The organism is Micromonospora sp. ATA51, assembly GCF_016802855.1.
GTDB lineage: Bacteria > Actinomycetota > Actinomycetes > Mycobacteriales > Micromonosporaceae > Micromonospora > Micromonospora sicca.
Map to the genome: position 1 here is coordinate 1 of NZ_JAEVHJ010000077.1, position 24049 is coordinate 24049.

Annotated in this window: 18 protein-coding genes and 1 pseudogene; 9 read left to right on the forward strand and 10 right to left on the reverse strand. The window is 72.6% G+C overall.

The genetic code is table 11. The features are described from left to right. Positions 1-61: 61 nt before the first annotated feature. A complete protein-coding gene (locus JNW87_RS14595) occupies positions 62-1030 on the reverse strand; it encodes an ABC transporter permease (protein WP_238453849.1) in 969 nt (322 codons plus the stop codon). A 62-nt stretch (positions 1031-1092) separates the two neighbouring features. Continuing rightward, complete coding sequence (locus JNW87_RS14600) at positions 1093-2640, reverse strand: ABC transporter substrate-binding protein (RefSeq protein ID WP_238453850.1); 1548 nt, start codon at positions 2638-2640, stop codon at positions 1093-1095. A gap of 160 nt (positions 2641-2800) precedes the next feature. Here JNW87_RS14600 and JNW87_RS14605 point away from each other — a divergent pair. The 3 genes and pseudogenes from JNW87_RS14605 (at position 2801) to JNW87_RS14615 (ending at position 6257) form a co-directional block, all read left to right on the forward strand. Further along, positions 2801-3900 (forward strand): annotated as a pseudogene (locus JNW87_RS14605) (serine hydrolase domain-containing protein). A 99-nt stretch (positions 3901-3999) separates the two neighbouring features. Further along, entirely contained in the window at positions 4000-4929 is a 930-nt protein-coding gene (locus JNW87_RS14610) for a diacylglycerol kinase family protein (protein ID WP_238453851.1), read from the forward strand. 80 nt (positions 4930-5009) lie between these two features. Continuing rightward, positions 5010-6257, forward strand: a complete 1248-nt coding sequence (locus tag JNW87_RS14615; protein WP_238453852.1) for an MFS transporter — start codon at positions 5010-5012, stop codon at positions 6255-6257. 82 nt (positions 6258-6339) lie between these two features. On the opposite strand, the gene JNW87_RS14620 is transcribed toward JNW87_RS14615, so the two are convergent. Together JNW87_RS14620 and JNW87_RS14625 are read right to left on the reverse strand one after the other, a co-directional pair. Continuing rightward, the gene (locus JNW87_RS14620; RefSeq protein WP_238453853.1) at positions 6340-7104 is read right to left on the reverse strand and encodes a DUF427 domain-containing protein; all 765 of its coding nucleotides are present in this window, start codon (positions 7102-7104) and stop codon (positions 6340-6342) included. A 17-nt stretch (positions 7105-7121) separates the two neighbouring features. Further along, positions 7122-7523 carry a DUF2267 domain-containing protein gene (locus tag JNW87_RS14625; protein WP_238453854.1) on the reverse strand — a complete coding sequence of 134 codons (402 nt, stop codon included), beginning with the start codon at positions 7521-7523 and terminating at the stop codon, positions 7122-7124. A gap of 164 nt (positions 7524-7687) precedes the next feature. Here JNW87_RS14625 and JNW87_RS14630 point away from each other — a divergent pair, with 164 nt between their 5' ends. Next, positions 7688-8869 carry a CaiB/BaiF CoA-transferase family protein gene (locus tag JNW87_RS14630; protein WP_238453855.1) on the forward strand — a complete coding sequence of 394 codons (1182 nt, stop codon included), beginning with the start codon at positions 7688-7690 and terminating at the stop codon, positions 8867-8869. 31 nt (positions 8870-8900) lie between these two features. On the opposite strand, the gene JNW87_RS14635 is transcribed toward JNW87_RS14630, so the two are convergent. After that, positions 8901-9644 (reverse strand): L,D-transpeptidase family protein, encoded by a 744-nt coding sequence (locus JNW87_RS14635; RefSeq protein ID WP_109803338.1) that lies wholly within the window; start codon positions 9642-9644, stop codon positions 8901-8903. Positions 9645-9755: 111 nt separating this feature from the next. Then, a complete protein-coding gene (locus JNW87_RS14640) occupies positions 9756-10217 on the reverse strand; it encodes a winged helix-turn-helix domain-containing protein (protein WP_238453856.1) in 462 nt (153 codons plus the stop codon). Between the two features lie 578 nt (positions 10218-10795). On the opposite strand from JNW87_RS14640, the gene JNW87_RS14645 reads away from it, so the two are divergent. Beyond that, positions 10796-15058, forward strand: a complete 4263-nt coding sequence (locus JNW87_RS14645; RefSeq protein WP_238453857.1) for a carboxypeptidase regulatory-like domain-containing protein — start codon at positions 10796-10798, stop codon at positions 15056-15058. Positions 15059-15603: 545 nt separating this feature from the next. Here the strand turns inward: JNW87_RS14645 and JNW87_RS14650 are convergent. Then, positions 15604-16128, reverse strand: coding sequence for a GNAT family N-acetyltransferase (locus tag JNW87_RS14650; RefSeq protein WP_109803374.1), 525 nt, complete (start codon positions 16126-16128; stop codon positions 15604-15606). A gap of 135 nt (positions 16129-16263) precedes the next feature. On the opposite strand from JNW87_RS14650, the gene JNW87_RS14655 reads away from it, so the two are divergent. The 3 genes from JNW87_RS14655 (at position 16264) to JNW87_RS14665 (ending at position 19292) form a co-directional block, all read left to right on the forward strand. After that, positions 16264-17016, forward strand: coding sequence for a dienelactone hydrolase family protein (locus tag JNW87_RS14655; protein WP_109803342.1), 753 nt, complete (start codon positions 16264-16266; stop codon positions 17014-17016). Positions 17017-17099: 83 nt separating this feature from the next. Next, entirely contained in the window at positions 17100-18413 is a 1314-nt protein-coding gene (locus tag JNW87_RS14660) for an aromatic acid exporter family protein (protein ID WP_109803343.1), read from the forward strand. 45 nt (positions 18414-18458) lie between these two features. After that, positions 18459-19292: an RraA family protein gene (locus tag JNW87_RS14665; RefSeq protein ID WP_146231169.1), complete on the forward strand. Its 834-nt coding sequence runs from the start codon at positions 18459-18461 to the stop codon at positions 19290-19292. Here JNW87_RS14665 and JNW87_RS14670 read toward each other — a convergent pair. The 3 genes from JNW87_RS14670 to dinB all read right to left on the reverse strand — a co-directional run bounded on the left by JNW87_RS14670 (position 19234) and on the right by dinB (position 22530). Beyond that, on the reverse strand, positions 19234-20748 hold the full coding sequence (locus tag JNW87_RS14670) for an FMN-binding glutamate synthase family protein (RefSeq protein ID WP_238453858.1): 1515 nt from the start codon (positions 20746-20748) through the stop codon (positions 19234-19236). The two genes, JNW87_RS14665 and JNW87_RS14670, sit on opposite strands and share 59 nt — an antisense overlap. Before the next feature lie 167 nt (positions 20749-20915). Beyond that, entirely contained in the window at positions 20916-21305 is a 390-nt protein-coding gene (locus JNW87_RS14675; RefSeq protein WP_236648149.1) for a glyoxalase/bleomycin resistance/extradiol dioxygenase family protein, read from the reverse strand. Positions 21306-21342: 37 nt separating this feature from the next. Then, on the reverse strand, positions 21343-22530 hold the full coding sequence (gene dinB, locus JNW87_RS14680; RefSeq protein WP_109803375.1) for a DNA polymerase IV: 1188 nt from the start codon (positions 22528-22530) through the stop codon (positions 21343-21345). A 263-nt stretch (positions 22531-22793) separates the two neighbouring features. On the opposite strand from dinB, the gene JNW87_RS14685 reads away from it, so the two are divergent. After that, positions 22794-24049 (forward strand): nicotinate phosphoribosyltransferase (locus JNW87_RS14685; protein WP_238453859.1); only part of this gene is annotated, 1256 nt, incomplete at its 3' end.

Genomic DNA, 24049 nt, shown 5'->3' on the forward strand with positions numbered 1-24049 from the left:
CTGCTGCCCGGCGACCGCGGCCGTCATGCCCGCCCTCCGCCGTGGATCGTGCCGTGCCGGCTCATGCGGCACGCACCCTCGGGTCGATGACCCGGTAGAGCAGGTCGGTGAGGAGGTTGACCACGACGAACGTGGTCGCGATCACCAGCACGGTGCTCTGCACCACGGCGTACTCCTTCTGTTGGATGCCCGCGAGGACCTGCCGCCCGAGGCCCGGCACCGAGAAGATCTGCTCGACCACCACGGCGCCGCCGAGCAGGTAGCCGAACTGGATGCCGGTCATGGTGACGATCGGGTTCAGCGCGTTGTGCAGCACGTGCCGCACCCGCAGCCGCCACGGCGCGACGCCCTTGCCCCGGGCGGTGCGGACGAAGTCCTGGGTCTGCACCTCCAGCAGCGCCGACCGCGCGGTACGCATGATCGGGGCCGCGAGGCCGAAGCCGAGGATCAGCGCCGGAAAGAGCATCTGCTGGAGGTTCAGCAGCGGATCCTGAGAGAAGTGGGCGAAGCCCTGGGCGTTGGGGTTGTAGTGCGCGTACCGGGAGATCACGGTGAGCAGCGCGGCGCCGAGGAGGAAGTTCGGCACGGACAGGGCGGTCAGGCCGACGAGCTGGCCGAACCCGTCGCGGACGCCGTTGGGGCGGGACGCCGACAGCATGGCCAGCGGCACCCCGATCAGCAGACCGACGATGGTGGCCAGGACCGCCAACTCCATCGTGACCGGCAGGGCGTTGGCGGTCATCTCGCCGACGGTGGCGCCGGCTCGGCGGGAGAAGCCGAGGTTGCCGGTGAGCACGTTGCCCAGCCAGGAGAAGAACTGCAGGACCAGCGGCTTGTCCAGGCCGTAGTAGGCGCGCAGGGACTCCTGCTGCTCGGCGCTGAGCCCGGCGGCCTCGGTGCCGAGGGTGGCCGTGATCTCGTCGCCGGGAATCGCCCGCAGGGTGGTGAAGACCAGCACCGCGACCCCGAAGAGGGTGAGCACCGTCTCCACGAGCCGGCGGAGCAGCGGGTGACGTGCGATGGACCGCACCGGCACCTCCTTGAGTGAGGGTCCTGCCGGGCGGTGCGCGCACCGCCCGGCAGGTCGTGCGGTCACTGCAGCGAGGTCTCGCGCAGGTTCTGCAGAGAGCCGTTCGCCATCGGGGTGAAGCCGGCGACGCCCTGGGTGGTGGCGGTGTAGCCGTAGCTCGAGAAGAGCCACACCCAGGCCGCGTTGTCCTCCAGGTGCCGGGAGACCTTGGTGTAGATCTCCTTGCGCTTGGCCGGGTCGGTGGTCGCCTTGCCCTCGGCGAAGAGCTTGTCCAGCTCGGGCGAGGAGTAGCCGGCGACCTTGTTGAGGTTGCCGGTGCTGGTGAAGTAGCGCCCGTACATGCCGTCGGGGTCCGGGCGGCCGCCGTTGAGCGCCACGGCCGCGGTGAAGTCGGCGGCGACCCACTTGTCCACGTACGCCCCGGACTCCAGCGTCTGCAGGTCGAGCGTGATGCCGGCCTCCTTGAGCTGGGCCTGGAGGTTCTGGGCCTCGTTCACGGAGGTGGCGTACTCGCCCTGCGAGACGATCGCCGGGATGGTGACGCCGTTGGCGAGGCCCGCGCCGGCCAGCAGTTGCTTGGCCTTGGCCACGTCGCGGGTCGGGCAGGGGCGGGCGTTCGGGTCGGACTTGTACGCCGGGGAGGTGATCGGCCCGGTCACCTCGCCCGCGCCGAGGGCGGCGGTGTCCAGCACCTGCTTGCGGTCGATCGCGCAGGAGATGGCGAGCCGCACGTCGAGCTTGTCCAGTGGCGCCTTGCGGGCGTTGAGTTGCAGCACGTGGTACGACAGGCTCGGCGTCTTGGCCACCTTGAGCCCGCTGCCCTCGGCCGACTTCGCGACCAGCGGGTCGTCGAGCGTGGCGAACTGGACGTTGCCCGACTGCAGGGCCGCGACGACCGACGTCTGGTCCGGGATGATCCGGAACTCGAGGCCGCCCACCTTCGGCTTGCCACCCCAGTAGTCGCCGTTGGCGGTCAGCTTCACCGACTGGCCGGCGGTGCGGCTGCCGAACGTGAAGGCGCCGGTGCCGTTGGGCTTCTGGCCGATCGCCTCCGAGGTGTCGTCCTTGGACAGCATCGCCAGGTTGGTGGTGGCGAATCCGGCGAGCAGGCCCGCGTCCGGCGCCGCCAGGTGCAGCACGACGGTCTGCGGGTCGGGCGCGTCGACCGACTGGATCGACTTGACGGTGGCCGCGGCCACCGCCGCGGTTTCGGGCTTCTGGATGCGCTCGATCGACGACTTGACGTCGGCGGAGCTGAACGGCTTGCCGTCGTGGAACTTCACGCCCTGACGCAGGGTCAGGGTCAGCGTCTTGTTGCCGTCGGCGTACTGCCACTTCTCGGCCAGGCCGGGCTTGACGTTGAGGTTGCCGTCGAGTTCGGTGAGCGTGCCGTACACCTGCTCGAGCAGGTGCACCGCCTGGAACTGGGTGGCCTTCCACGGGTCGAGCGTGTTGGGGTCGGCGGTGTATCCGACGACCAGCGTGCCGCCGCCGGTCGACCCTTCCTTGCCGGGTGTGCCGCTGGAGCAGCCCGTCGCGACGAGGGCGGCGGCCGCGACGGCCAGCACACACCTGGTCGCTGGTGCGCTCAGCGCGCTGGGGAGCTTCACGTTCCTTCCCTCCGGTATGCCCACGGCCGCATCGCCGCGAGTGCCGCGGGCGCCGCATTCTCTGGCCGTACGCCCGGCGACCGAGTATCAAGGGGTGACGGAACGGTGTCAATAGTTTCCGGCATGCGGGCGCTAGCTGAAGAAAGTTGCCGTCTGCGCTATGGTGCTGTCCGTGTCCAGACTGAAAGCAACGCTGGTCAGGGGCTTGGAAGGCGGACACCGCCCGCTCTACAGCGCGGCCGTCGCGCTGATCCAGCGGGACGGCCACCCCACCGACCTGGTTACTGTCGGTCACCTGTCCCGGTATGCGGACGCGGACGGCGCCCTGGTCGCGGCGGAGAGCCGCCAGCCCGCCCTGGCGTCCACGATCTTCGACCTCGCCTCGGTGACGAAACTGTTCACCACGGCCGTCCTGCTCACCCTCGTCGACGAGGGCAGGACGAGCCTCGACGAGCCCATCGCCGGGTGGCTGCCCACCTTCGGCGACGGCGAGCGACGGCGGATCACCCTGCGCCACCTGCTCACCCACACCTCCGGGCTGCCGGCCTTGCTGCAACTGTGGACCGACTGGCCGGACCAGGCGTCCCGGGTCCGGGCGGTGCTGCGCACCCCGCTGGTCAACCGACCCGGCGAGAGCTTCGAATACTCCTGCGTGGGATTCCTGGTCGCCGGGCTCCTGGCCGAGCGGATCACCGGCCGGCGGCTGCCGACCTGGTGCAGGAGCGGGTCTGCCGGCCCCTGGGGCTGACCGACACCGGCTTCCTGCCCGGACCCGCACGCGCGGCCCGGGCCGCAGCCACCGAACACCAGCCCCACCTCGGCCGTGGCATGCTGCGCGGCAGCGTCCACGACGAGAACTCGTGGTCCCTCGGCGGAACCGCGGGCAACGCCGGGTTGTTCGGCACCGCCGCCGACGTCGCCCGCTTCGGGCAGATGCTGCGGCAGGGCGGGGCCGTCGACGGGGTCCGCGTCCTCCGCCCGGACACCGTGGCGGAGATGACCCGCGACCACCTGCCGCCGGCCGTCGACCCGGGCTTCCGCCACGGTCTCGGCGTGCGCATCGGCGACCCGCACTGGATGGGCACGCGTTCGGCGGCCGGGGCGTTCGGCCACACCGGTTTCACCGGCACCGCTCTGCTCGTCGACCCCCGCCGGGACCTCGTGGCGGTCCTGCTCACCAACCGCGTACACCCCCGCCGCGAATGGTCCGACATCGCGGAGATCCGACGGGCCGTCGCCGAGCTCGCCGTGGGCACCTGACCGGCGCCTCGGTCTGGCCACTCCTTTCCGGAGAAGTGCGTCCTGGCATCTCCTCACCCTGGCTCAGCGGCACGGCGTTCACCTATAGGGTCTGGCCGTATGCGGACGAAGCAGGAGCTGGGCGAGGCCATCCGGCGGGAACGACGCGCGGCGCTCGTCGTCAACACCCACTCCCGCCGGGGTCGCCGGCTCTACCAGGGCGCCCGGTCGCGCCTGGCGGCGGCCGGTTTCACCCTGCTCGGCACGTACCCGGTGGACCGGCCCGACGAGCTCGAGCAGCACCTGGCCGCGGCCGCCGACCTCGGGCCGGACCTCCTGGTCGCCGGCGGTGGCGACGGCACGATCGGCACGGCCGCGCGGCTGCTCGCCCACCGCGACATCGCGCTCGGCCTGCTGCCGCTGGGCACCACCAACAACTTCGCCCGGACGGTGGGCATCCCGCTCGACCTGGACGCCGCGGTCGCGGTCCTGACCGACGGCAAGGTGATCGACGTCGACCTCGGGCTGGTCGGCGACATGCGGTTCACCAACCACGTCGGCATCGGCCTGTCCGCCGACGTGATGCTCACCGCGCCGCCGCGGCTCAAGCGGGCCACCGGCCGGCTCGCGTACCCGATCACGGCCCTGGCGCTGCTGGCCCGGCACCGGCCGCTGCGCGCCACCGTGCGGGCCGAGGGGCGCGAGCACGAGTTCGTCACCCACCAGCTGTACGTGGCCAACGGCGGCTTCCACGCCGGCCGGCCGATCACCGCCGACGCGAACGCCGACGACCGGCTCCTGGTCGCGTACCCGGTGGGCGGTCCGACCCGCCGCGAGCTGCTGCGCGACACCGCCCGCAACGCGGCGACCGGGCATCGCCGCACGCTCGGCGACGACCCCTTCCTCGCGGTCCGTCAACTCTGGCTGGAGACCGACCCGCCGGCGCGCGTCGAGGTCGACGGCGAGCCGTACGGCGAGACCCCGATCCGGATCGGCCTGGACCCCAACGCGCTGCGCGTCATGGCCGCCGCCGACAGCCCGGACCGCTAGGCGCGGGCTCGGGGCCGCGCGCCAACCGCTGTTCGCTCTGCTGTGGCCGGTGGACGTGACGAGGTGAGGGGGCGCTGGGGATGAGGGCTGGGCGGTCGCTGGGGCGGCAGTTCGGGTGGTTGTGGGCCTCGTACGCGGTCAGCGCGTTCGGTACCCGGCTCGCGTTCGGCGCGTTCCCCCTGATCGCGATCCTGGTGCTGCACTCCGGGCCCACCGAGGTGGCGGTGCTGGCGGCCGCGGGGCTCGCGGTGGGGGCGGCGGTGGCGGTGCCGCTGGGCCCGTGGATGGAGTTCCGGCGCAAGCGACCGGTGATGGTCGCGATGGACCTGACCCGGTTCGCGGCACTGATGAGCGTCCCCGTCGCGTTCGCGCTCGGCTGGCTCAGCTTCGTCCAGCTCCTGGTCGTGTCGGTCGTCGTCGCCGCGGCCGACATCACCTTCACGGCGGCCGGCGGCGCCTACCTGAAGGCGCTCGTACCGCCGCGGGATCTGCTCGTCGCGAACGGGCGGTTCGAGGCCACCAACTGGACCGCGACCGTGCTCGGACCGCCGCTCGGCGGGGCCGCGATCGGGCTGTTCGGCCCGGTGATGACGGTGGTGGCCGACGCGGTCAGCTACCTGCTCTCCGCGGTGGGGATCCGGGCGATCGGCTGCCGGGAACCGCGCACCGTGCGAACCGAGGCACCGCCGCGGCTGCGCGCCGGCGACCTGCTCGACGGGTGGCGGCACATCCTCACCCACCCGGTGCTGCGCCCGCTGTTCTTCAACACGATCCTGGTCAGCAGCCTGATCATGGCGACCTCGCCACTGCTCGCCGTCCTCATGCTCGGCCACCTCGGGTTCGCCCCCTGGCAGTACGGCCTGGCCTTCGCGGCGCCCTGCCTCGGCGGTCTGGTCGGCGCCCGACTGGCCCACCGACTGGTCGCGCGGTTCGGGCGGCACAGGGTCATGCTCACCGCCGGGGCGCTGCGCGCCTGCTGGTCGCTCGGGTTGGCCTTCATCCGCCCGGGCGTTGCCGGTCTCGTGCTCGTCATTGCCGTCGAGCTCGGGCTGATCACCTGCATGGGCGTGTTCAACCGGGTGTTCGCCACCTACCGGCTCGACCAGACCGCGCCGGACCGGGTCGCCCGCACCCTGTCGGCGTGGTCGGTCACCAGCAAGGCCACCATCGCGGCCATGACCGCCCTGTGGGGCCTGCTGGCCGGTCTCACCAGCCCCCGGACCGCGATCGCGATCGCCGGTCTCCTCATCCTGACGACCCCGCTCCTGCTGCCCCGACACGACCATGTGCCGCGGCACGAGCGGGAACTGGCCCGGAGTCACACCTGACACAGCGCAACTCGCCGCCCCGGTCCGAAGTGGTCCGCCGGCCCCTCTGTGGACCAAACAGGCACACCGGCCGTCGTGGGCGTCAGGAGAAGTGCGTCTTCGGTCGGGCCAGCCGCTCCCCGTCGACGATCAGGTCGACCTTCTCGTTGTAGAAGGCGACCAGGCCGGCGATCGGCAGGAGCGCGCCGGTGGGGAAGTCGTACGACCAGGCCAGGTCCGGGTGGACCGTGCCGTCGGCGCGGACGGACCAGTAGCGGCCGGTCCGCCCCTTGTACGGGCAGGAGGTCGTCGTCGCCGACGGCACGAGGTGCCGGAAGTCCACGCTCGTGCGGTTGAGGTAGTACCGGGTCGGCAGCCCGGTCTCGAAGAGCAGCACGGGCGACGTCGACTCGGCCAGGACGGTCCCGTCGAGCTCCACCCGTACGGTGCGGGTGGAGCGCAGCGCGTCCGCCCGGGCGTACGGGTTGCGGGGGTGCACGAAGACCTCTTCGTCCTCCTCGAACCAGCCGTCCATCGCGGCCCAGTCGAACCGGATCGTGTCCCGCAACCCGGGCAGCGCGTCGTCTCCGTACCATCGCCCGCACGACGGACGGGAGGTGTCGCCGACCCGCAGCCCGTGCAGCCGGGCGGTGCCGCGCCGGGACTGCTCCGTGCGCTGTTCGTCGACCAGGAGAGCACGGGCCACGTCGGCGACCGGGATGTAGTACTGGGGGTAGAACGGCCACTCCCACACGTACCGCGCGCCGGTGGTGTCCAGCACCTGCTCGCCGGCGACGAACGCGCGGATCCGGCGGGGCGCCGGCTCGACGCGGTCGACCTCCGCGATCGCCTTCGGATAGCCCGGCATCTCGCCCTCCGACCGCGCTAACCGCGGGTGCGCTGCACGAACGGCGCGGTCGGGTCGGCCACCTCAGCGAACTCCGCCGGGAGCTGGGACACGACGTCGTCGTACCCCTCGGGCGCGAGGGCCTCGCGGAGGACGTCGAACACCGTGGTGACCCCGTCCTTCGCCTGCGTCACGTCGACGTCGGCGCGCCCGCTGACCCGTTGGAGGAAGACGTCGAGGCCGAACCGCTCGGCGGTCTCGCCGGAGGCGAAGGCGTACGCCCGCAGTCCCTCCGGAAGCTGGCCAGCGAGGTCACGCGCCTCGCCGCCGTCGATCCGTTCCGCCAGGGTCGTCAGCGTGGCCCGGGTGAGGGCGGTCGCCTGCTCCGGTGACGTCCCTGAGCGTTTCGCCACCAAGCCGATGAACTCGTTGTCGTCCACCTTCAGGGCCTCTCTCTCGGATGGTCAGCGGCGTCTTCCCGCGCACCGGCCGGTCAAACGAGGAAGGGCTGGCGGCCGGCGTCGACCTGCTCACTAGGGTGAGCGACGACGACAGGCGAGGCGTTGCCGGTGACGCACCACGTCGTCGTGAAGGAGTGGGCCGCATGACCGGGTCTCTCGACGGGGTGCTCGTCGCCGACTTCAGCCGGGTTCTCGCCGGGCCGTACGCCACCATGCTGCTGGCCGACCTCGGGGCCGACGTGGTGAAGGTGGAACGGCCCGGCGCGGGGGACGAGACGCGTGCCTGGGGTCCGCCCTACGACCCTGACGGCACCGCTACCTACTACCTGTCCGTCAACCGCAACAAGCGGTCGGTGACGCTCGACCTGACCGATCCGGGCGACCTGACCGCCGCTCGTCACCTGGCGCACCGGGCGGACGTGATCGTGCAGAACTTCCGCCCCGGCACGATGGAACGCCACGGCCTGGGTTACGCCGACATCGCCGTCGCCAACCCGCGTGCCGTCTACTGCTCGATCACCGGTTTCGGCTCCGGCGCGGGCGCCGACCGACCCGGGTACGACCTGCTCGTCCAGGCCGTCGGCGGCCTGATGAGTGTGACCGGAGCCCGACCGGGCGAGCCGGTCAAGGCCGGGGTCGCCCTGGTCGACGTGATCACCGGGCTGCACGCCACCGTCGGCATCCTGGCCGCCCTGCGCCACCGCGAAGCCACCGGCGCCGGCCAGCACGTCGAGGTCAACCTGCTGTCGTCGCTGCTGTCCGCGCTGGTCAACCAGGCATCCGGGTACGTCTCAGCCGGCGTGGTCCCGGGCATCCTGGGCAACGCGCACCCCAGCATCGTGCCGTACGAGCTGCTGCCCACCGCCGATCGGCCGCTCGCGGTGGCGGTCGGCACCGACGCGCAGTTCGGCGCCCTGTGCCGGACGCTGGGCATCCCCGCCGTCGCCGCGGACCCGCGCTACGCCCGCAACGCCGACCGGGTACGCCACCGCGAAGCGCTCATCGCCACGTTGTCCGAGCGGACGGCGCTGCGGTCCGCCGACGACCTGGCCGCGGCGCTCAGCCGCCGCGGCGTGCCGTGCGGGCCGGTCAACGACCTCGCCGGAGCCTTCAGCCTCGCCACGGAACTGGGGCTGGCGCCGGTCGTGGACATCGACGGGCCGGAACGGGGGCAACCGGCGCGCCAGGTCGCCAACCCGATCACGCTGTCGGGTGCGCCCCCGGCCTACCACCGGCCACCGCCCCGGCTCGGTGAGCACACCGCCGAGGTGCTGGCCTGGCTGGCCGCCGGCGGGCCAGACGCCGCAGGCACCGAGAACGGCTGAGCGCCCAACCCAACCGGCCGGGTCGGCGCGGTCAGCGGTAGACGTGCACCGGTACGCCGACCCCGATGACCGACCACAGCCGGTTCATGGCCGGGATCGGCACCCGGACGCAGCCGTGACTGGCCGGGTAGTTCGGGACGGACGTGGCGCCGTGCACCGCATAGCCGCGGTAGAAGTAGTTCGGCCGCCACAACAGGCCGAGGTCGCTCTGCCGCCAGCCGTCGATGCGGCGTTGGATGGTGTAGTTGCCGGTGGGCGTCGGGGTGCTGGACTTCCCGCTCGAGGCGTCCAGGATGCGTACCACCGACCCGCCGCGCGCCAGGTACAGCACCTGCCTGGTCAGGTTCGCCTCCAGCGAGTACCCGGAGTGCGTGTACTTCGGCTTCGGAACCACCGGGTGGCCGAGGGCTGCCCACGTGCGCGGCCCGACGATCCCGTCCCGGGTCAGGCTGTTCACCTTCTGGAAGGCGACGACCGCGTGATGCGTCGAGGGTCCGAAGATCCCGTCGGCGGAGCCCACGTCGTAGTGCAGCGCCGCGAGCCGCCGCTGAAGGTTGACCACCGCCGTGCCGCGCGAACCCTGCCGCAGGACGGGCTGAGCCGTCGTGGCGAGCGTCTGGGCGGCGAACGACGTGCTGGCCGCTGCGGCGCTGCCTGCCGCCGCCGGCGTGGCGGGAACGAGCAGGCTGGTGGCGGCCGTGAGGGCGGCCAACCCGAGCGCAGTGCGTGCGCCGGGGCGGCGTTGGTGGATGGTGTGTGGCGAGATGGGAACCATCGTCCCTCCCTTCCGAACTCCTGCACTTCACGGTAGTTCGGGCAGGCGAGGGGCCGCTGCCCTTTGGCGACCCTTGATACCGATATCGTGACGGTCGCGGCGGGGGCGCGCTTACTGTCGGCTGTGCGACGTGGTGCCCACCAGGGAAAAACCCACTCCGCGCACCGAGTCCACGGCGATGGTGGCGCTGGCGTCGCGTAGCTTCGCGCGCAGTCGTTTGACGGTGGCCCGGACGGCCGAGGCGTCGTTCAGGTAGTCCGCGCGCCAGATCCGCTCGTAGAGCTGCCGGTAGGTCCAGACCCGCAGTGGCGGGCTGGCCAGCGCGACGAGGACCTCCCGCTCCAGGCGGGTCAGTGGGAGTACCTCACCGGCCCAGCTGACCTGTTGCAGGTGTTGGTCGACTGTCAGTCTGCCCAACGCGACCGCACCTTTCGCCGGGCCGGCGGTGGCGGATGTCGCCGTGCCGTCGAAGAGCACGGCGCGGACTGCCTTCAGATCGGGAAACATCAACACGACTCCGCGGCCGCTCATCAGGCGAGCCACCTGCGCCCGCTTGTTGCGGCTGGCGGTCACGCAGAGTATGACCGGCTGTTCGTCAAAATCCCCCGCAGAACTGCTCATGCCCTGAAGGAAAGCAACTTGCAGGAGGCACCGTCAATATGAACCGTTGATCGTTCAAACCTGCGGCCCAATCTTGAACCGATATTGCCCCATTCCTGCCCGCCTTTTGACCTTGAAGGAAGATCACAGCACATCGACGATGATCGCAGGACGCCGCCTACCAGCGGTTTCCGCGTCCTGCACCCTCGGCGGGCCGAGGCACCCTTGCCCGCCGCCAGCGAGGAGGTCATCGTCCGATGCGCGAAACGCGAAAAGGAATGCTGAGGGCGGGCCCGGTGGCCGCGTTGGCTGCCCTGGTCCTGCTCCTCAGTCCCCTTCCGGCGGTTGCCGAACCCGTCGACACCGAATCCCCCGCACCCGCGGCCGCGAAAGCGGAGGTGCGCCAAGCGGTCAAGCATGACCTATCTCGAAAACTGCGCGACATCTCACCCAAAAACAATCGTGCCCAGGACTCCAAAACTGCGGCGCAACCGGCTCGCTCGCTGGATCGCCAAGCGGCGGACCGGGCAGCCAAGGCCGGAAGCGACGCCGTGCAACAGGGCGTCACCGCCAGCCAAATACCCGAGTTCACCGCCAACTTCGAAGGCGTCGGCAACGTCGACGGGGTGCTGCCGCCGGACACCAACGGCGACGTGGGCCCCAACCACTACGTGCAGATGGTGAACCTGCACTACGCCGTCTACAGCAAGACCGGCAATCTGCTGCTCGGGCCCCTGCCCGGCAACGCGCTGTTCGCAGGCTTCGGCGGACCGTGCGAGACCAGGAACGACGGCGACCCCGTCGTGCTCTACGACGAGACTGCCGACCGGTGGATGATCACCCAGTTCGCCCTGCCCGGCGGATCGGCCGGCAACCACCAGTGCATGGCCATCTCCCAGACCCCGGACCCGACCGGCGCCTACTACCGGTACGACTTCCTCTACCACCAGACCCGGATGAACGACTACCCCAAGTACGGGATCTGGCCGGACGCCTACTACATGACGACCAACGAGTTCGCGCCGTCCTTCGTCGGCGCCGGCGCGGTGGCGTTCGAGCGGGAGAAGATGCTCGCCGGGCAACCGGCCCGGATGGTCTACTTCCACCTCGGCCCGGACTTCGGCGGCCTGCTGCCCGCCGACTCCGAAGGGCTCGCCCCACCGGCCGGCGCACCGAACCCGTTCGTCATGTTCGACGACGACGCGTGGGGCATCTCGCCCACCGACCGGCTGTTGATGTGGGACTTCGCGGTCGACTGGGCCAACCCGGCGAACTCCACCTTCGGCAACAACCTCGCCCCCAGCCGCTACCTGGAGACCGCACCGTTCGACTCGAACATGTGCAACTACGCCCGCACCTGCATCCCACAGCAGGGCACCTCGGCGCGGCTGGACTCCATCGCCGACCGGCTGATGTACCGGGCCGCGTACCGCAACTTCGGCGACCACGCCTCGATCGTGCTCAACCACACCGTGGACACCGACGGCACCGACCACGCCGGCGTGCGCTGGTACGAACTGCAGAGCACCTCGCCCACCAACTGGCGGATCAACCAGCAGGGCACCTACGCCCCCGACGCCGAACACCGCTGGATGGCCAGCGGGGCGATCGACGTCACCGGCAACATCGCGTTCGGCTACTCGGCGTCGGGCACCACGTCGTACCCGTCGATCCGGATGGCCGGCCGGCTCTCCGGCGACCCGCTGGGCCAACTGGGGCAGAGCGAACGGACGCTGATCGCGGGCACCGGCGCGCAGACCCACTCGGCGGCCCGCTGGGGCGACTACAGTTCGATGTCGGTGGACCCGACCGACGGCTGCACCTTCTGGTTCACCTCCGAGTACCTGACCACCACCAGCTCCGCCACGTGGCAGACCCGGGTCGGCGCGATGAAGTTCCCGAACTGCGTCGCCGGGCCGCGAGGTGAGGTGACCGGCAAGGTCACCAAGTCCGGTGGCGCGCCGATCGCCGGCGCCGCCATCCGCGTCGGCGGCAGCGGCACCGTCACCGACGACCAGGGCAGCTACCGCCTGACCCTGCCGGCCGGGCAGCACGAGCTGACCGCGTCGGCGTTCGGCTACGCGCCGAAGACCCAGACGGTCACCGTCACCGACGGCGGCACCGTGACGGCGAACTTCACCCTCGACGCCGTGCCGATGCGCAGGGTCTCCGGCATGGTCAAGGACGGCTCCGGGCACGGCTGGCCGCTGTACGCGCGCATCGATGTCGCCGGCAAGCCGGGCGGCCCGGTCTTCACCGACCCCGCCACCGGCGCGTACACCGTCGACCTGCCCAGGGGCGAGTACGGCCTCACCGTCAAGGCGATGTACCCGGCTTACCAACAGGGCGCCGCGCAAGTCACCGTCGGCGACGGCGACCAGACAAAGGACTTCGGCCTCGCCGTCGAGAACACCTGCACCGCCGCCGGGTACCGGTTCAACTACGGCGATCCGCAGCTCACCGAGCAGTTCGACTCCGGTACCATTCCGCCGGGCTGGACCGTGACCAACCGCACCGCCAGCGGCGGGTGGGTGTTCACCGACCCGCGCAACCGGGGCAACCTCACCGGCGGCACCGGCAAGTACGCCATCGCCGACAGCGACGCGGCCGGCTCCGGCACCACGATCGACACCGACCTGGTCACCCCGGCGCTGGACCTGACCGCCGTGCCGTCGCCGGTGCTGAGGTTCAACAGCGACTACCGGGCACTCAACGGCTTCGCCAACGTCGACGTGAGCGTCGACGGCGGCACCACCTGGGTGACCGTGGCGAACTGGACCACCGCCAGCCGGCGCGGACCGGTGCTCGAGGAACTGCAGGTCCCGCAGGCCGCCGGGAAGGCCGACGTGCGGATCCGCTTCCACTACCGCGGCAGCTTCGCCTGGTGGTGGGAGGTCGACAACGTCTCCGTCGTCAACCGGGCCTGCGACCCGGTGCCGGGCGGCCTCGTCCTCGGCCAGGTGCTCGACGGCAACACCTCGACCGGCCTCAACGGCGCGACGGTGACCAGCGTGGACAAGCCCGCCGAGAAGGCCACCGCCGGGCCGACCCCCGACGACGGCAACCTCGGCGACGGCTTCTACTGGCTGTTCTCCTCCCTGACCGGGGACCACCCGTTCACGGCGGCGAGCGGCAACTACGGGTCCGCCACCGCCACCGTGAACGTCGCGGCCGACCGGGCCACCCGGGCCGACTACGCGCTCAAGGCCGGCCGGCTGACCATCACCCCACCATCGCTGACCGGCACCCAGACGCTCGGACAGAAGACGACGGTGCAGACGACGATCAGCAACACCGGCAACGCCCCGGCCAGCGTGGAACTGTCCGAACGGCGCGGCGGTTTCGAGATCCTCGGACCGCGCGGCGCGCCACTGCAGAACAACCTGGTCAAGGGCAGCGGCACCTCGATCGCCTGGCGGGGCGACAGCAAGGCCGGTGATCCGGTCGAACCGTCACCGTACGCACCGCCATGGGTCAACACCGCCAACTACCCGATCTCCGTCATGGACAACGCCGTCGCCGCGTACGACGGCAAGGTGTACTCGGTGGGCGGCGCCTCCGCCACCGCCAACCTCGCCAACAGCTACGTGTACGACCCGGCGACGAACATCTGGACGCGGATCGCCGACCTGCCCGCGGCACTCGAGAAGCCGGCGGCGGCGTTCGTCGACGGCAAGCTGTACGTGTTCGGCGGCTGGGACGCCGCCGGCAACCCGTCGGCCAAGGTCCACGTCTACGACCCCACCACCAACGCCTGGCAGACCCGGGCCACAGCCAACCCGGCACCGAGGGCAGCCCCCGGCATCGCCGTCGTCGACGGCCAGATCTACCTGGTCGGCGGGTGCGTGGACGGCACCTGCGCCAAGTCCAACGCCGTCGTCCGGTACAACCCGGGAGCCGACACCTTCACCACCGTCGCGCCGTACCCGGTCGCGGTGGCCTGGCAGGGCTGCGGCGGCATCAACGGCACGGTCTACTGCGCCGGCGGCAACGGGCCGACGACCCTGAAGAGCACCTACGGCTACAACCCGGGCAGCAACACCTGGACTCAGCTGGCCGACCTGCCGGTCGACTTCTGGGGCGTGGCCGCCGACACCGCCAACGGCCTGCTGCTGCTGTCCACCGGCGTCATCAACAACTCCACCATCGTCACCAACCAGGGCTGGGCGTACGATCCGGCGGCCAACTCCTGGTCGGCGCTGCCCAACGCCAACTTCGCCCGCTACCGGGCCGGGGCGGCCTGCGGGTTCGTGAAGGTCGGTGGATCGACCGGCGGGTTCACCCCGACGCCGGAGAGCGAACTGCTGCCCGGCTTCGACCAGTGCGCCACCGTCACCGACGTTCCGTGGCTGTCCGCGTCCCCGACCACGGCGACGCTGCAACCCGGGCAGAGCGTCACGGTGACCGTCACGCTCGACGCCGCGGCCGAGGGCGTGGCCCAGCCCGGCACCTACACCGCCCAGCTCGGGGTCAAGTCCGACACCCCGTACGCGGTGGCGCCGATCGACGTGACGATGGTGGTGCAGCCGCCCAAGGACTGGGGCAAGCTGGCCGGCACCGTCACCGGGGTCGACTGCCAGGGCAAGAGCGCTGCGCTGCGCGGTGCCACGGTCCAGGTCAACGGCAAGAAGGGATGGACGTTCACCCTCAAGGCCGACGCCAACGGCCGGTACGCCATCTGGGCACCGCAGGGTGCCAACCCGTTCCAGGTGATCGCGGCCCGGGACGGTTGGATCCCGCAGACCCAGACGGTGACGATCAAGGCGGGCAAGACGGTCACCACCGACTTCGCCCTACGCCCCGAGACCTGCTGACCGGGGTGTGAGATCACCGGGCCCGCGCCGATCGATCGGCGCGGCGGCCCATGTACAACGGCTGGCGGACCGATCACACACGTGGGCGCTCCGGGCGCTTGTCCTGCGGCCCGGCGGTCGGTGGCTACGCCACCCGGGGCGCGGGCAGGATCGGCAGGGCGGTGCGGTGGTGCGTACCCGAGATGTCGCCGGTCTGGTCGACGGCCGGCGCCGGCCGCACGGTCCTGCCCGCGACGCCGTCCCCGCCACGGGGCCGCCGCCGACCGGGGCGGACGGCGATGGTCCGGTCGGCGCCGCCGCCGCGACCGACGTCTCGATCTCGGTGAGCAGTGCCGTCAGCTTGCGCACGTCGTCGACGGGCATCCGGAAGGAGCCGCGGCACAGCATGCCGCTCCACAGGGACACCACCACCGCGCCGCGGTCCGGGTGGTAGCTGACGCGCATCGTCCGGTCGTCGCCGCGCAGGTCGGTGAACAGGTCACCGAAGCTGGGCATCGGTCGCACCTCTCCCATCCACCCAGCATGCCCCAACCCGATGCCGTGAACTAGAGGTCGGCGAAGGGCTTCACGTACGCGAACTCGCCCCGGATCGTGGGCTGCCAGGCGCCCAGGGGGCGGGCCATGAAGAACCTCGGCCCCCACGGACCCGGCGGCGTCACCCCCAACTCCACCGCCGGCCGGAACCCGAACCGCGGGTAGTACTCCGGGTGCCCGAGCAGCACCACCAGGGGTTCGCCGAGCGCGTCGGCGGCGCCCAGCACCGCGTGCATCAGCGCGGAGCCGACGCCGCGGCGCTGCCAGGCCGGCAGCACCCCGAGCGGTCCCAGCCCGAGCGCGACCGGCGCGCCGGCCACCGTGCCCCGGGTGCAGACCACGTGACCGACGACCTCGCCGCCCGAATCGGTGGCGACGAGGGAGAGCGCGGGCAGCCAGCCGTCGTCCGCGCGGAGCGCGTCGACCAGCGTCGCCTCGACGGGTACGGCTTCCGGGGCGTCGGCCTTGGCGAAGGCGGCGCTGTGCACGGCGCGGATGGCGTCGACGTCGGCGGGGGTTTCGCGTCTGATCAGCATCGCGGACACGATAGGCGCACCGGGACGGGGCACGCGCCCGATTTTCGGCGGCGGCCCGCGAGGGTCACCTCGACATGCCCGGCCGCAAGGCCGGGGGTAGCGTGCACGGCGGGACGATCACGAGGAGGTTTGCGGGTGGGAACGACGACCGTGGACGTGCCGACCAGCGACGGTGTCGCCGACGCGTACCTGGCCCGGCCGGACGGGGACGCGCCGTTCCCGGCGGTCCTGGTCTTCATGGACGCGTTCGGGCTGCGGCCCCGGCTGGCCGAGATGGCCGAACGGATCGCCACCCAGGGCTACGTGGTGCTGGTGCCCAACCTGTTCTACCGGGCCGGCCGGGCGCCGCTGGTCGACCTGTCGGGACTCGCCGACCCGGAGCGCCGGGGCGAGATCTTCGGGCAGCTCATGCCGTTCATCGGGGCGCTGACCCCGGACGTGGTCGCCCGCGACGCCGGTGCGTACCTGGACTTCCTGGCGGCGCGGGAGGACGTCGCGGCGGGGCCGGTCGCCATCACCGGCTACTGCATGGGCGGCACCAACGCCCTGCGCGCGATCGAGGCGCACCCGGACCGGATCGCGGCCCTGGCGAGCTTCCACGCCGGCCGGGTCGTCACCGACGCCCCGGACAGCCCGCACCTGGGCGTCGGGTCGGTCACCGGCGAGGTGTACTTCGCCCACGCCGACCACGACCAGTCGATGACCGCCGAGCAGATCGCCGCCCTGGAGAAGACGCTCGACGCCGCCGGGGTCACCTACCGCTCCGAGCGGTACGCGGGCGCGCCGCACGGCTTCACCATGGCCGACACCGCCATGTACGACGAGCAGGCCACCGAGCGGCACTGGGCCGCCCTGTTCGACCTGCTCGACCGCACGTTCCGCCGCTGACCCGCGCCGTGGCGGGGCCGCCGCCCGACGCAGATGACCCGACCGGGCACGATTCACCCGCCACCGGCCGGGTAACCGCCGCCATGCCCGACGACCGCCCCGCCGCCGACTCCGTCCGGTCGCCGCTCGACGAGGTCGCCGAGCGGGGTGGCCGCGTGGTGGCCCGGGCCCGGCGGCAGGGCGGGCAGGCCGGTCGGATCCGGCTGCGCCAGCTGGAAGTCACCGTCGTGATCGCCGTGCAGTCGGGGCTGGCCGCGGCGCTGGCGGCGTTCATCGCCCAGCAGCTGCTGGGCCCCGGTGCGCACGTCTTCGCCCCGGCGGCGGCGGTCGGCACGATCGCCACCGCCATCGGTCAGCGGGCCCGCCGGACGTTCGAGCTGCTCGGCGGCGTGGGACTCGGCATCGTCCTCGGGGACCTGCTGCGCTTCATGCTGGGCTCCGGGCCCTGGCAGACCGGCCTGGTGGTCGCCCTGGCGATCGCCACCGCGCTGCTGGTCGCCGGCCGGGGTGGCGCCCTGGTCGGCCAGGCCGGTGGTACGGCGGTGCTGATCTCCACCCTCTCCCCGATGCAGCCCGGCCTGGAGGTGCCACGGATCTTCGACGCCCTGGTCGGCGCGGTGGTCGGCATCCTGGTGGTGGCCCTGCTGCTGCCGGTCAACCCGCTGCGGGTGCTGGACCGGGCGGCGGCGCCGATCTTCAACACCGTCACCGAGCAGTTGGGTGCGGTGGCGCGGGCCCTGACCGCGCGGGACGCCGACGCGGCGATCCGCGCCCTGGACCGGCTGCGCGGGGTGGAGGCCGACGTCGGGCGGCTCAACGAGGCGCTGAGCGGCGCCGGTGAGGTGGTCACCCTCGCGCCGGCCCGCTGGCACCGCCGGGCGCGGTACCAGCGGTACGCTCGCGGCGCGGAACACCTGGAACGCCTGATCCTGTACGTCCGGTCCGTGGCCCGCCGGTCCGCCACCGCCCTGCAGTACGGCGAGCCGATCCCGCCGTCGCTGCCGAAGGCCATCGACCGGCTCGGCGACGCGCTACGGCAGCTCCGCCGCGAGTGTCACGCGGACCTGGATCCCGAGCGCACCCGTCAGCTCACCCGGGAGAGCGCCGAGCTCGCTGGCCGGGCCTGGGCCGAGGGGGTGCGGTCCTACGGCGACGCGCTGATCACCGACCTGCGCACGGCGGACAGCGAACTGCTCCGGGCGACCGGGTGCGAGCCGGACGACGCCAACCGGATGGTGCGGCAAGCGGCCGGCCGGGGGCAGGCGGAAGTGCGACCGCCGGCACGGGGCCACCTGCACCGGCCGCACCCGCACCTCGGAGCGCCCCGCACCCGGCGGCACCGGCGGTCCCGCCAGACCCACGGCCGACGCCGGGGCCGGCGCAGTCCACGAGTGTGAAAGTGGCCCGCCACCGGATCCGGCCCCGCTGACTACGGTCGGGCCATGAGCCTCGATCCGCCCGAGTTGCGCCGCCGGTTCGCGTCACTGAGCACCGCGCACGTCGCCGACGCCTGCCTGCGGGCGGCGGTTCCGGTCCGCTGCGCGCCCGCCGCCGTACGGCCCGTCCAGCCGGGTGTGCGGCTGGCCGGCCGGGTCGCGCCCACCCGGCACGCCGGCAGCGTCGACATCTTCCTCGAGGCGATCGACCAAGCGGCCCCGGGCGACGTGCTGGTCGTCGACAACGCCGGCCGCGTCGACGAGAGCTGCGTCGGCGACCTGGTGGTGCTGGAGGCGCAGGCCGCCGGCCTGGCCGGCGTGGTGGTCTGGGGTCTGCACCGGGACACCGCCGACATCCGGGCGGTCGGGCTGCCGGTGTTCAGCCTCGGCGCGATCCCCACCGGCCCGCAGCGCCTCGACGCCCGTCCGGCCCAGGCGTTGATCTCGGCGGCGGTGGGGGAGTGGACGGTGGACGCCGAGGACGTCGCCCTGGGCGACGACGACGGCGTGCTCTTCGTGCCCGGGCGCCGCGCCGGTGACCTGCTCACCCTCGCCGAGTCGATCCGGGACGCCGAGCGGCGGCAGGCCGAACGCATCCGCGCCGGCGTCCCGCTGCGTGACCAGGTGCGCTTCGCGGCCTACCTCGCCGGGCGGGCCGAGGATCCCGCGCTGACCTTCCGCGCGCACCTGCGCGGTAGGCGGGGCGATCGAGGAGTGACGGGTCAGCCGACCGCGGTCGGCGACGGCGGGGCGCTGCCGCCCTGCGGGGCCTCGGCGGTCATCAGCCGGACGATCTCCGCCCGGTCGGCCGCCGACGGCAGACCCCACCCCGGCCGGTAGCCGTAGACCTCGCGCAGCGGGGTGGCGGCGGTCCGGCGTCGAGGATCTCCACCGCGTCGGTGTCGATCAGGCCCGGGTGCTCGACCCCGCAGGCCTCGGCGACCTTGACCAGGTCCCGGCGCAGCGTACGGAGGTAGTTGGCGGCGCGTACGGACTTCAGGGTCGGGTCGAGGCCCCGGGCCAGCCAGGGGTTCTGGGTGGCGACGCCGGTCGGGCAGGTGTCGGTGTGGCACTTCTGCGCCTGGATGCAGCCGATCGCCAGCATCGCCTCCCGGCCGACGTTGACCATGTCGCAGCCGAGCGCGAACGCGACGATCGCGTTGTCGGGCAGGCCGAGCTTGCCGCCGCCGACGAAGACGGTCCGCTCGTGCAGGTCCTTCTCGGCGAAGGTTCGGTAGACCCGGGAGAAGCCCTGCTGGAACGGCAGCGACACCGAGTCGGTGAAGATCAGCGGCGCGGCGCCGGTGCCGCCCTCGCCGCCGTCCACGTTCACGAAGTCCACGCCGCGGCCGGTGTCCCGCATGAGCGTCGTCAGCTCGTCCCAGAAGCCCAGGTCGCCGACGGCGGACTTGATGCCGACCGGCAGCCCGGTCTCGGCGGCGAGCAGTTCCACCCAGTCGAGCAGGCTGTCACAGTCGGAGAACTCGGCGTGCCGGGACGGGCTGACGCAGTCCTGACCCTGCGGGATGCCCCGGGTCGCGGCGATCTCCGCCGACACCTTGGCCCCGGGCAGCAGCCCGCCCAGGCTCGGTTTCGCCCCCTGGCTGAGCTTGATCTCCAACGCCCGCACGGGCGCGCCGGCCATCAGCTCCTTCAGCCGGTCCAGGCTGAACCGCCCCCGCTCGTCCCGGCACCCGAAGTACGCGGTGCCGAGCTGGAACACCAGCTCACCGCCGTTGCGGTGGTACGGCGACAGCCCGCCCTCGCCGGTGTTCTGCAGGCAACCGGCCAGCGCGGCGCCCTTGTTCAGCGCCTCCACGGCGCGGCCGGACAGCGAGCCGAAGCTCATCCCGGAGATGTTGACCACCGAACCGGGCCGGAACGCCTTCGCCCGGCCCCGCGGCCCGCCGAGCACCTTGGCGCAGGGCAGCTCCACCTCGTGCCCGGCGGCCGGCGTCGACGGCGGCACCGCCCGGCCGAACGTCCGGTGCTTGATGATCGGATACCCGGGCGTGTACTCGATGTCGTTGTCCGTGCCGAAGCCGAAGTAGTTGTTCTCCTTCTTCGCCGAGGCGTAGATCCAGCGGCGCTGGTCCCGGGTGAACGGCCGCTCCTCGTTGTTGCCGGCCACGATGTACTGCCGCAGCTCCGGACCGATCGCCTCCAGCAGGTAGCGGGCCCGCCCGATGACCGGGAAGTTGCGCAGCAGCGCGTGGTCGCGCTGGAGCAGGTCGCGCGCGGCGAGGGCGGCGACGGCGGCGGAGACGACGGGTACGGCGCGACTGGCCCACTTCATGCCCGCCTCTCTCCCCGGCCGGCGCGGGCGCGAAACTACCGGGTGTCGTGCGCCGCCACCAGCCGCTTGAGCGCCTTGTTCCGCCAGGCGTGCTCGCGGGCGATCGCCCGCAGCCGCGTACTCATGATCGCCGATTGTGCGCCAGCGGCCTCGGCCGCGACGACCGGTTATCGGGCCGGGAGGTGCTGGACGAGCTGAATCGGATTGCCGTCCGGGTCGGCGATCCAGGCGATCAGCAGCCGGTCGAGCCAGGTGTGCGGCGCCGCGAGGGCGGGTGCGCCGTCGGCCGTGACCTTCTCGTACGCGGCGGTGGTGTCGTCGGTCCACAGGACGACCGCCGCGCGCTGACCCGACGGGACGGGGGCCAGGCCGTGGTCGTCGCGGGTGGAGTCGACGGACGCGATGCCGATCCGGTACCCGTCAAGTGTCAGATCGACGTGGATCGGCTCGCCCTCGGCGGGCACCCGGAAGGTCTCGGTGAACCCGAGCCGCGCGTAGAAGGCGGCCGCCCGGGTGACGTCCTCGCTGAACAGGATGACCTGCGGCGTGCGGAACATCGACACTCGTGGACGATACAACGACCGCTCAGTGATGTCAGTCCGGCAGGCGGGGCATCTCCAGGCCGGGGTCGCGGCCGAGCAGCACCGCCCGGGTCAGCGCCGACGAGCCGAACCGGTCCCGGACCGCGTCGACCGCGGCGTCCAGTTCGGCGCCCGGGTCGCGGTCGAACGGCAGCGGCGGCTGCTCGTGCCGGTCGTCGAGGTTGCCGACGGACACCCCGATCAGCGTGATGCCCCGGGCCTCGACCTCCGGCAGCGCCGCCCGCAGCAGCGCCCGCGCCGCCGCCAGCAGCGGCCCGGTCTGCGCCGTCGGCTTCACCAGCGTGTGCGAACGGGTCGCCCGGGTGTAGTCGGCGAACCGCAGTCGCAGCATCACCGTGCGGCCGGTCCGCCCGGCGGCGCGCATCCGTCGGGTCACCCGGTCGACCAGCCCGGCCAGGACGGCGTCCAGGTCCGCGGGGGAGTGCGGCTCCCGGCCGAGCGCGTGCTGGGCGCCCATCGAGGAGCGCCGCCGGCCGACCTGCACCGGGCGCGGGTCGCGGTTGTGCGCCAGGGCGTGCAGGTGCCGGCCGGCGCCCGCGCCGAGCAGCGACACCAGCGTCGCCTCGCCCAACCGGGCCACCTGCCCCACCGTGCGAATGCGCCGCTCGCGCAACTTCGCCGCGGTGACCGGGCCGACGCCCCAGAGCCGCTCCACCGGCAGCGGGTGCAGGAACTCCAACTCCCGGTCCGGCGCGACGACCAGCAGGCCGTCCGGCTTCGCCACCCCGCTGGCCACCTTCGCCAGGAACTTCGTCCGGGCCACCCCGACGGTGATCGGCAGGCCGACCCGTTCCCCGACCTCCCGGCGCAGGCGTACGGCGATGTCGAGCGGTGGGCCGGCGAGGCGGCGCAGGCCGCCGACGTCGAGGAACGCCTCGTCGATGGAGAGCCCCTCGACCAGGGGAGTGGTGCCGCGGAAGATCTCGAAGACGGCCCGGCTCGCCGCCGTGTAGGCCGCCATCCGCGGCGGCACGACGACCGCGTCCGGGCAGAGCCGCCGCGCCTGCCGCCCACCCATCGCGCTGCGTACCCCGCGCGCCTTCGCCTCGTAGCTGCACGCCAGCACCACGCCACCGCCGACGATCACCGGCCGGCCGCGCAGCCGCGGGTCGTCCCGCTGCTCGACCGACGCGTAGAACGCGTCCAGGTCGGCGTGCAGGATGGTGGCGTCGCCCGACACGAACACATGTTCGCACGGTCGTCTCGCCGAGCTCCGCTGACCTGCCGAAACAGTGACCGTCGGCGGTCCGGAACGCCCGGCGTCGCGGACGCGGGGGCGGCGGGCCGGCCCCGGTCGCAACCGGGGTGCCACGAGCTCCGACGACGATGTTCCATTTCCCGCACGCACCGCCACCGGATCACACACAGTGGGAGCGAGGCCGGGCGGGGATCGGGTCGACGTCGCCGGTCCGCCGGTGACGGCGCCGGGCGGGTGGAGGTGGCATGACCGGGTTGCGTACCGACCTGTACGAGCTGCGGATGGCGGCCAGCTACCTGCGCCGGGACATGGTGGCACCCGCCACGTTCAGCCTGTTCGTCCGCCGCCTGCCGCCCCGGCGCGGTTTCCTGGTGGCCGCCGGGCTGGCCGAGGCGCTGGCCTTCCTGGAAGGCTTCGCGTTCGACGACGCCGAGCTGGGCTACCTGCGCGACGTCGTCGGCCTCGACCAGCCGACCGTGGCGGCGCTCGCCGGGCTGCGGTTCACCGGCGACGTCCGGGCCGTGCCGGAGGGACGGGTGGTCTTCGCCGACGAGCCGCTTCTCGAGGTGACCGCGCCGATCGCCGAGGCGCAACTGGTGGAGACCGGCGTGCTGAACCTGCTCACCTTCCACACCACGGTGGCCAGCAAGGCCGCCCGCTGCCGGCTCGCCGCCGGGGACGCGGAGCTGGTCGACTTCGCGTTCCGCCGTACGCACGGGATCGAGGCCGGGGCGGGCGTGGCGCGGGCGTCGGCCATCGCCGGCTTCGCGGCCACCAGCGATGTCGAGGCCGCCTGGCGCTACGGCCTGCAACCGTCCGGGACCATGGCCCACTCGTACGTCGAGGCGTTCCCCGACGAGCGGGCCGCGTTCCGGGCGTTCGCCGCCGACTTTCCCACCAACCCGGTGTTCCTCGTCGACACCTACGACACGCCCGCCGGTGTGCGGGCCGCCGTCGACGTCATCACCGAGCTGGGCCTGACCGGGCCGCTCGGTGTCCGGCTCGACTCGGGCGATCTCGCCGCGCTGGCCCAGCAGACCCGCGCGATCCTGGACGGCGCCGGGCTCACCCAGGCGAAGATCGTGGCCAGCGGCAGCCTCGACGAGGACGTGATCGCCACGCTCGTCGCCAAGGGCGCGCCGATCGACGCGTACGGCATCGGCACCCGGATGGGCGTCTCCTTCGACGCGCCGTCCCTCGACAGCGCCTACAAGCTCGTCGCCTTCGGCGACCGGCCGGTGCTCAAGCTGTCGCCCGGCAAAGCCACCCTGCCCGGCCCGAAGCAGGTCTTCCGGGACCCCGCCGGGGCCAGCGGCGACGTGGTGGGGCTGCGCGACGAACCCCCGCCGGCCGGCCGCGAGCCGTTGCTCGTACCGGTGATGCGCGGCGGACGTCGCCTCGAGCCCGCCGATCCGGCCGGTGAGGTGTGCGCCGCGCGCCGCCGGTTCGACGCGGACCTCGCCTGGCTGCCCGAGGGGGCGCGGCGGCTGGCCGACCCGAC

What these genes read in the sequence shown, in the direction of transcription:
- JNW87_RS14665 (WP_146231169.1), top strand. Translation starts at nt 18,459, where the DNA reads ATGAGCCTCGATCCGCCCGAGTTGCGCCGCCGGTTCGCGTCACTGAGC.
- JNW87_RS14635 (WP_109803338.1), bottom strand. Translation starts at nt 9,644, where the DNA reads ATGGTTCCCATCTCGCCACACACCATCCACCAACGCCGCCCCGGCGCA.
- JNW87_RS14615 (WP_238453852.1), top strand. Translation starts at nt 5,010, where the DNA reads ATGAGGGCTGGGCGGTCGCTGGGGCGGCAGTTCGGGTGGTTGTGGGCC.
- JNW87_RS14620 (WP_238453853.1), bottom strand. Translation starts at nt 7,104, where the DNA reads ATGCCGGGCTATCCGAAGGCGATCGCGGAGGTCGACCGCGTCGAGCCG.
- JNW87_RS14670 (WP_238453858.1), bottom strand. Translation starts at nt 20,748, where the DNA reads ATGAAGTGGGCCAGTCGCGCCGTACCCGTCGTCTCCGCCGCCGTCGCC.
- JNW87_RS14610 (WP_238453851.1), top strand. Translation starts at nt 4,000, where the DNA reads ATGCGGACGAAGCAGGAGCTGGGCGAGGCCATCCGGCGGGAACGACGC.
- JNW87_RS14675 (WP_236648149.1), bottom strand. Translation starts at nt 21,305, where the DNA reads ATGTTCCGCACGCCGCAGGTCATCCTGTTCAGCGAGGACGTCACCCGG.
- JNW87_RS14630 (WP_238453855.1), top strand. Translation starts at nt 7,688, where the DNA reads ATGACCGGGTCTCTCGACGGGGTGCTCGTCGCCGACTTCAGCCGGGTT.
- JNW87_RS14660 (WP_109803343.1), top strand. Translation starts at nt 17,100, where the DNA reads ATGCCCGACGACCGCCCCGCCGCCGACTCCGTCCGGTCGCCGCTCGAC.
- JNW87_RS14650 (WP_109803374.1), bottom strand. Translation starts at nt 16,128, where the DNA reads ATGCTGATCAGACGCGAAACCCCCGCCGACGTCGACGCCATCCGCGCC.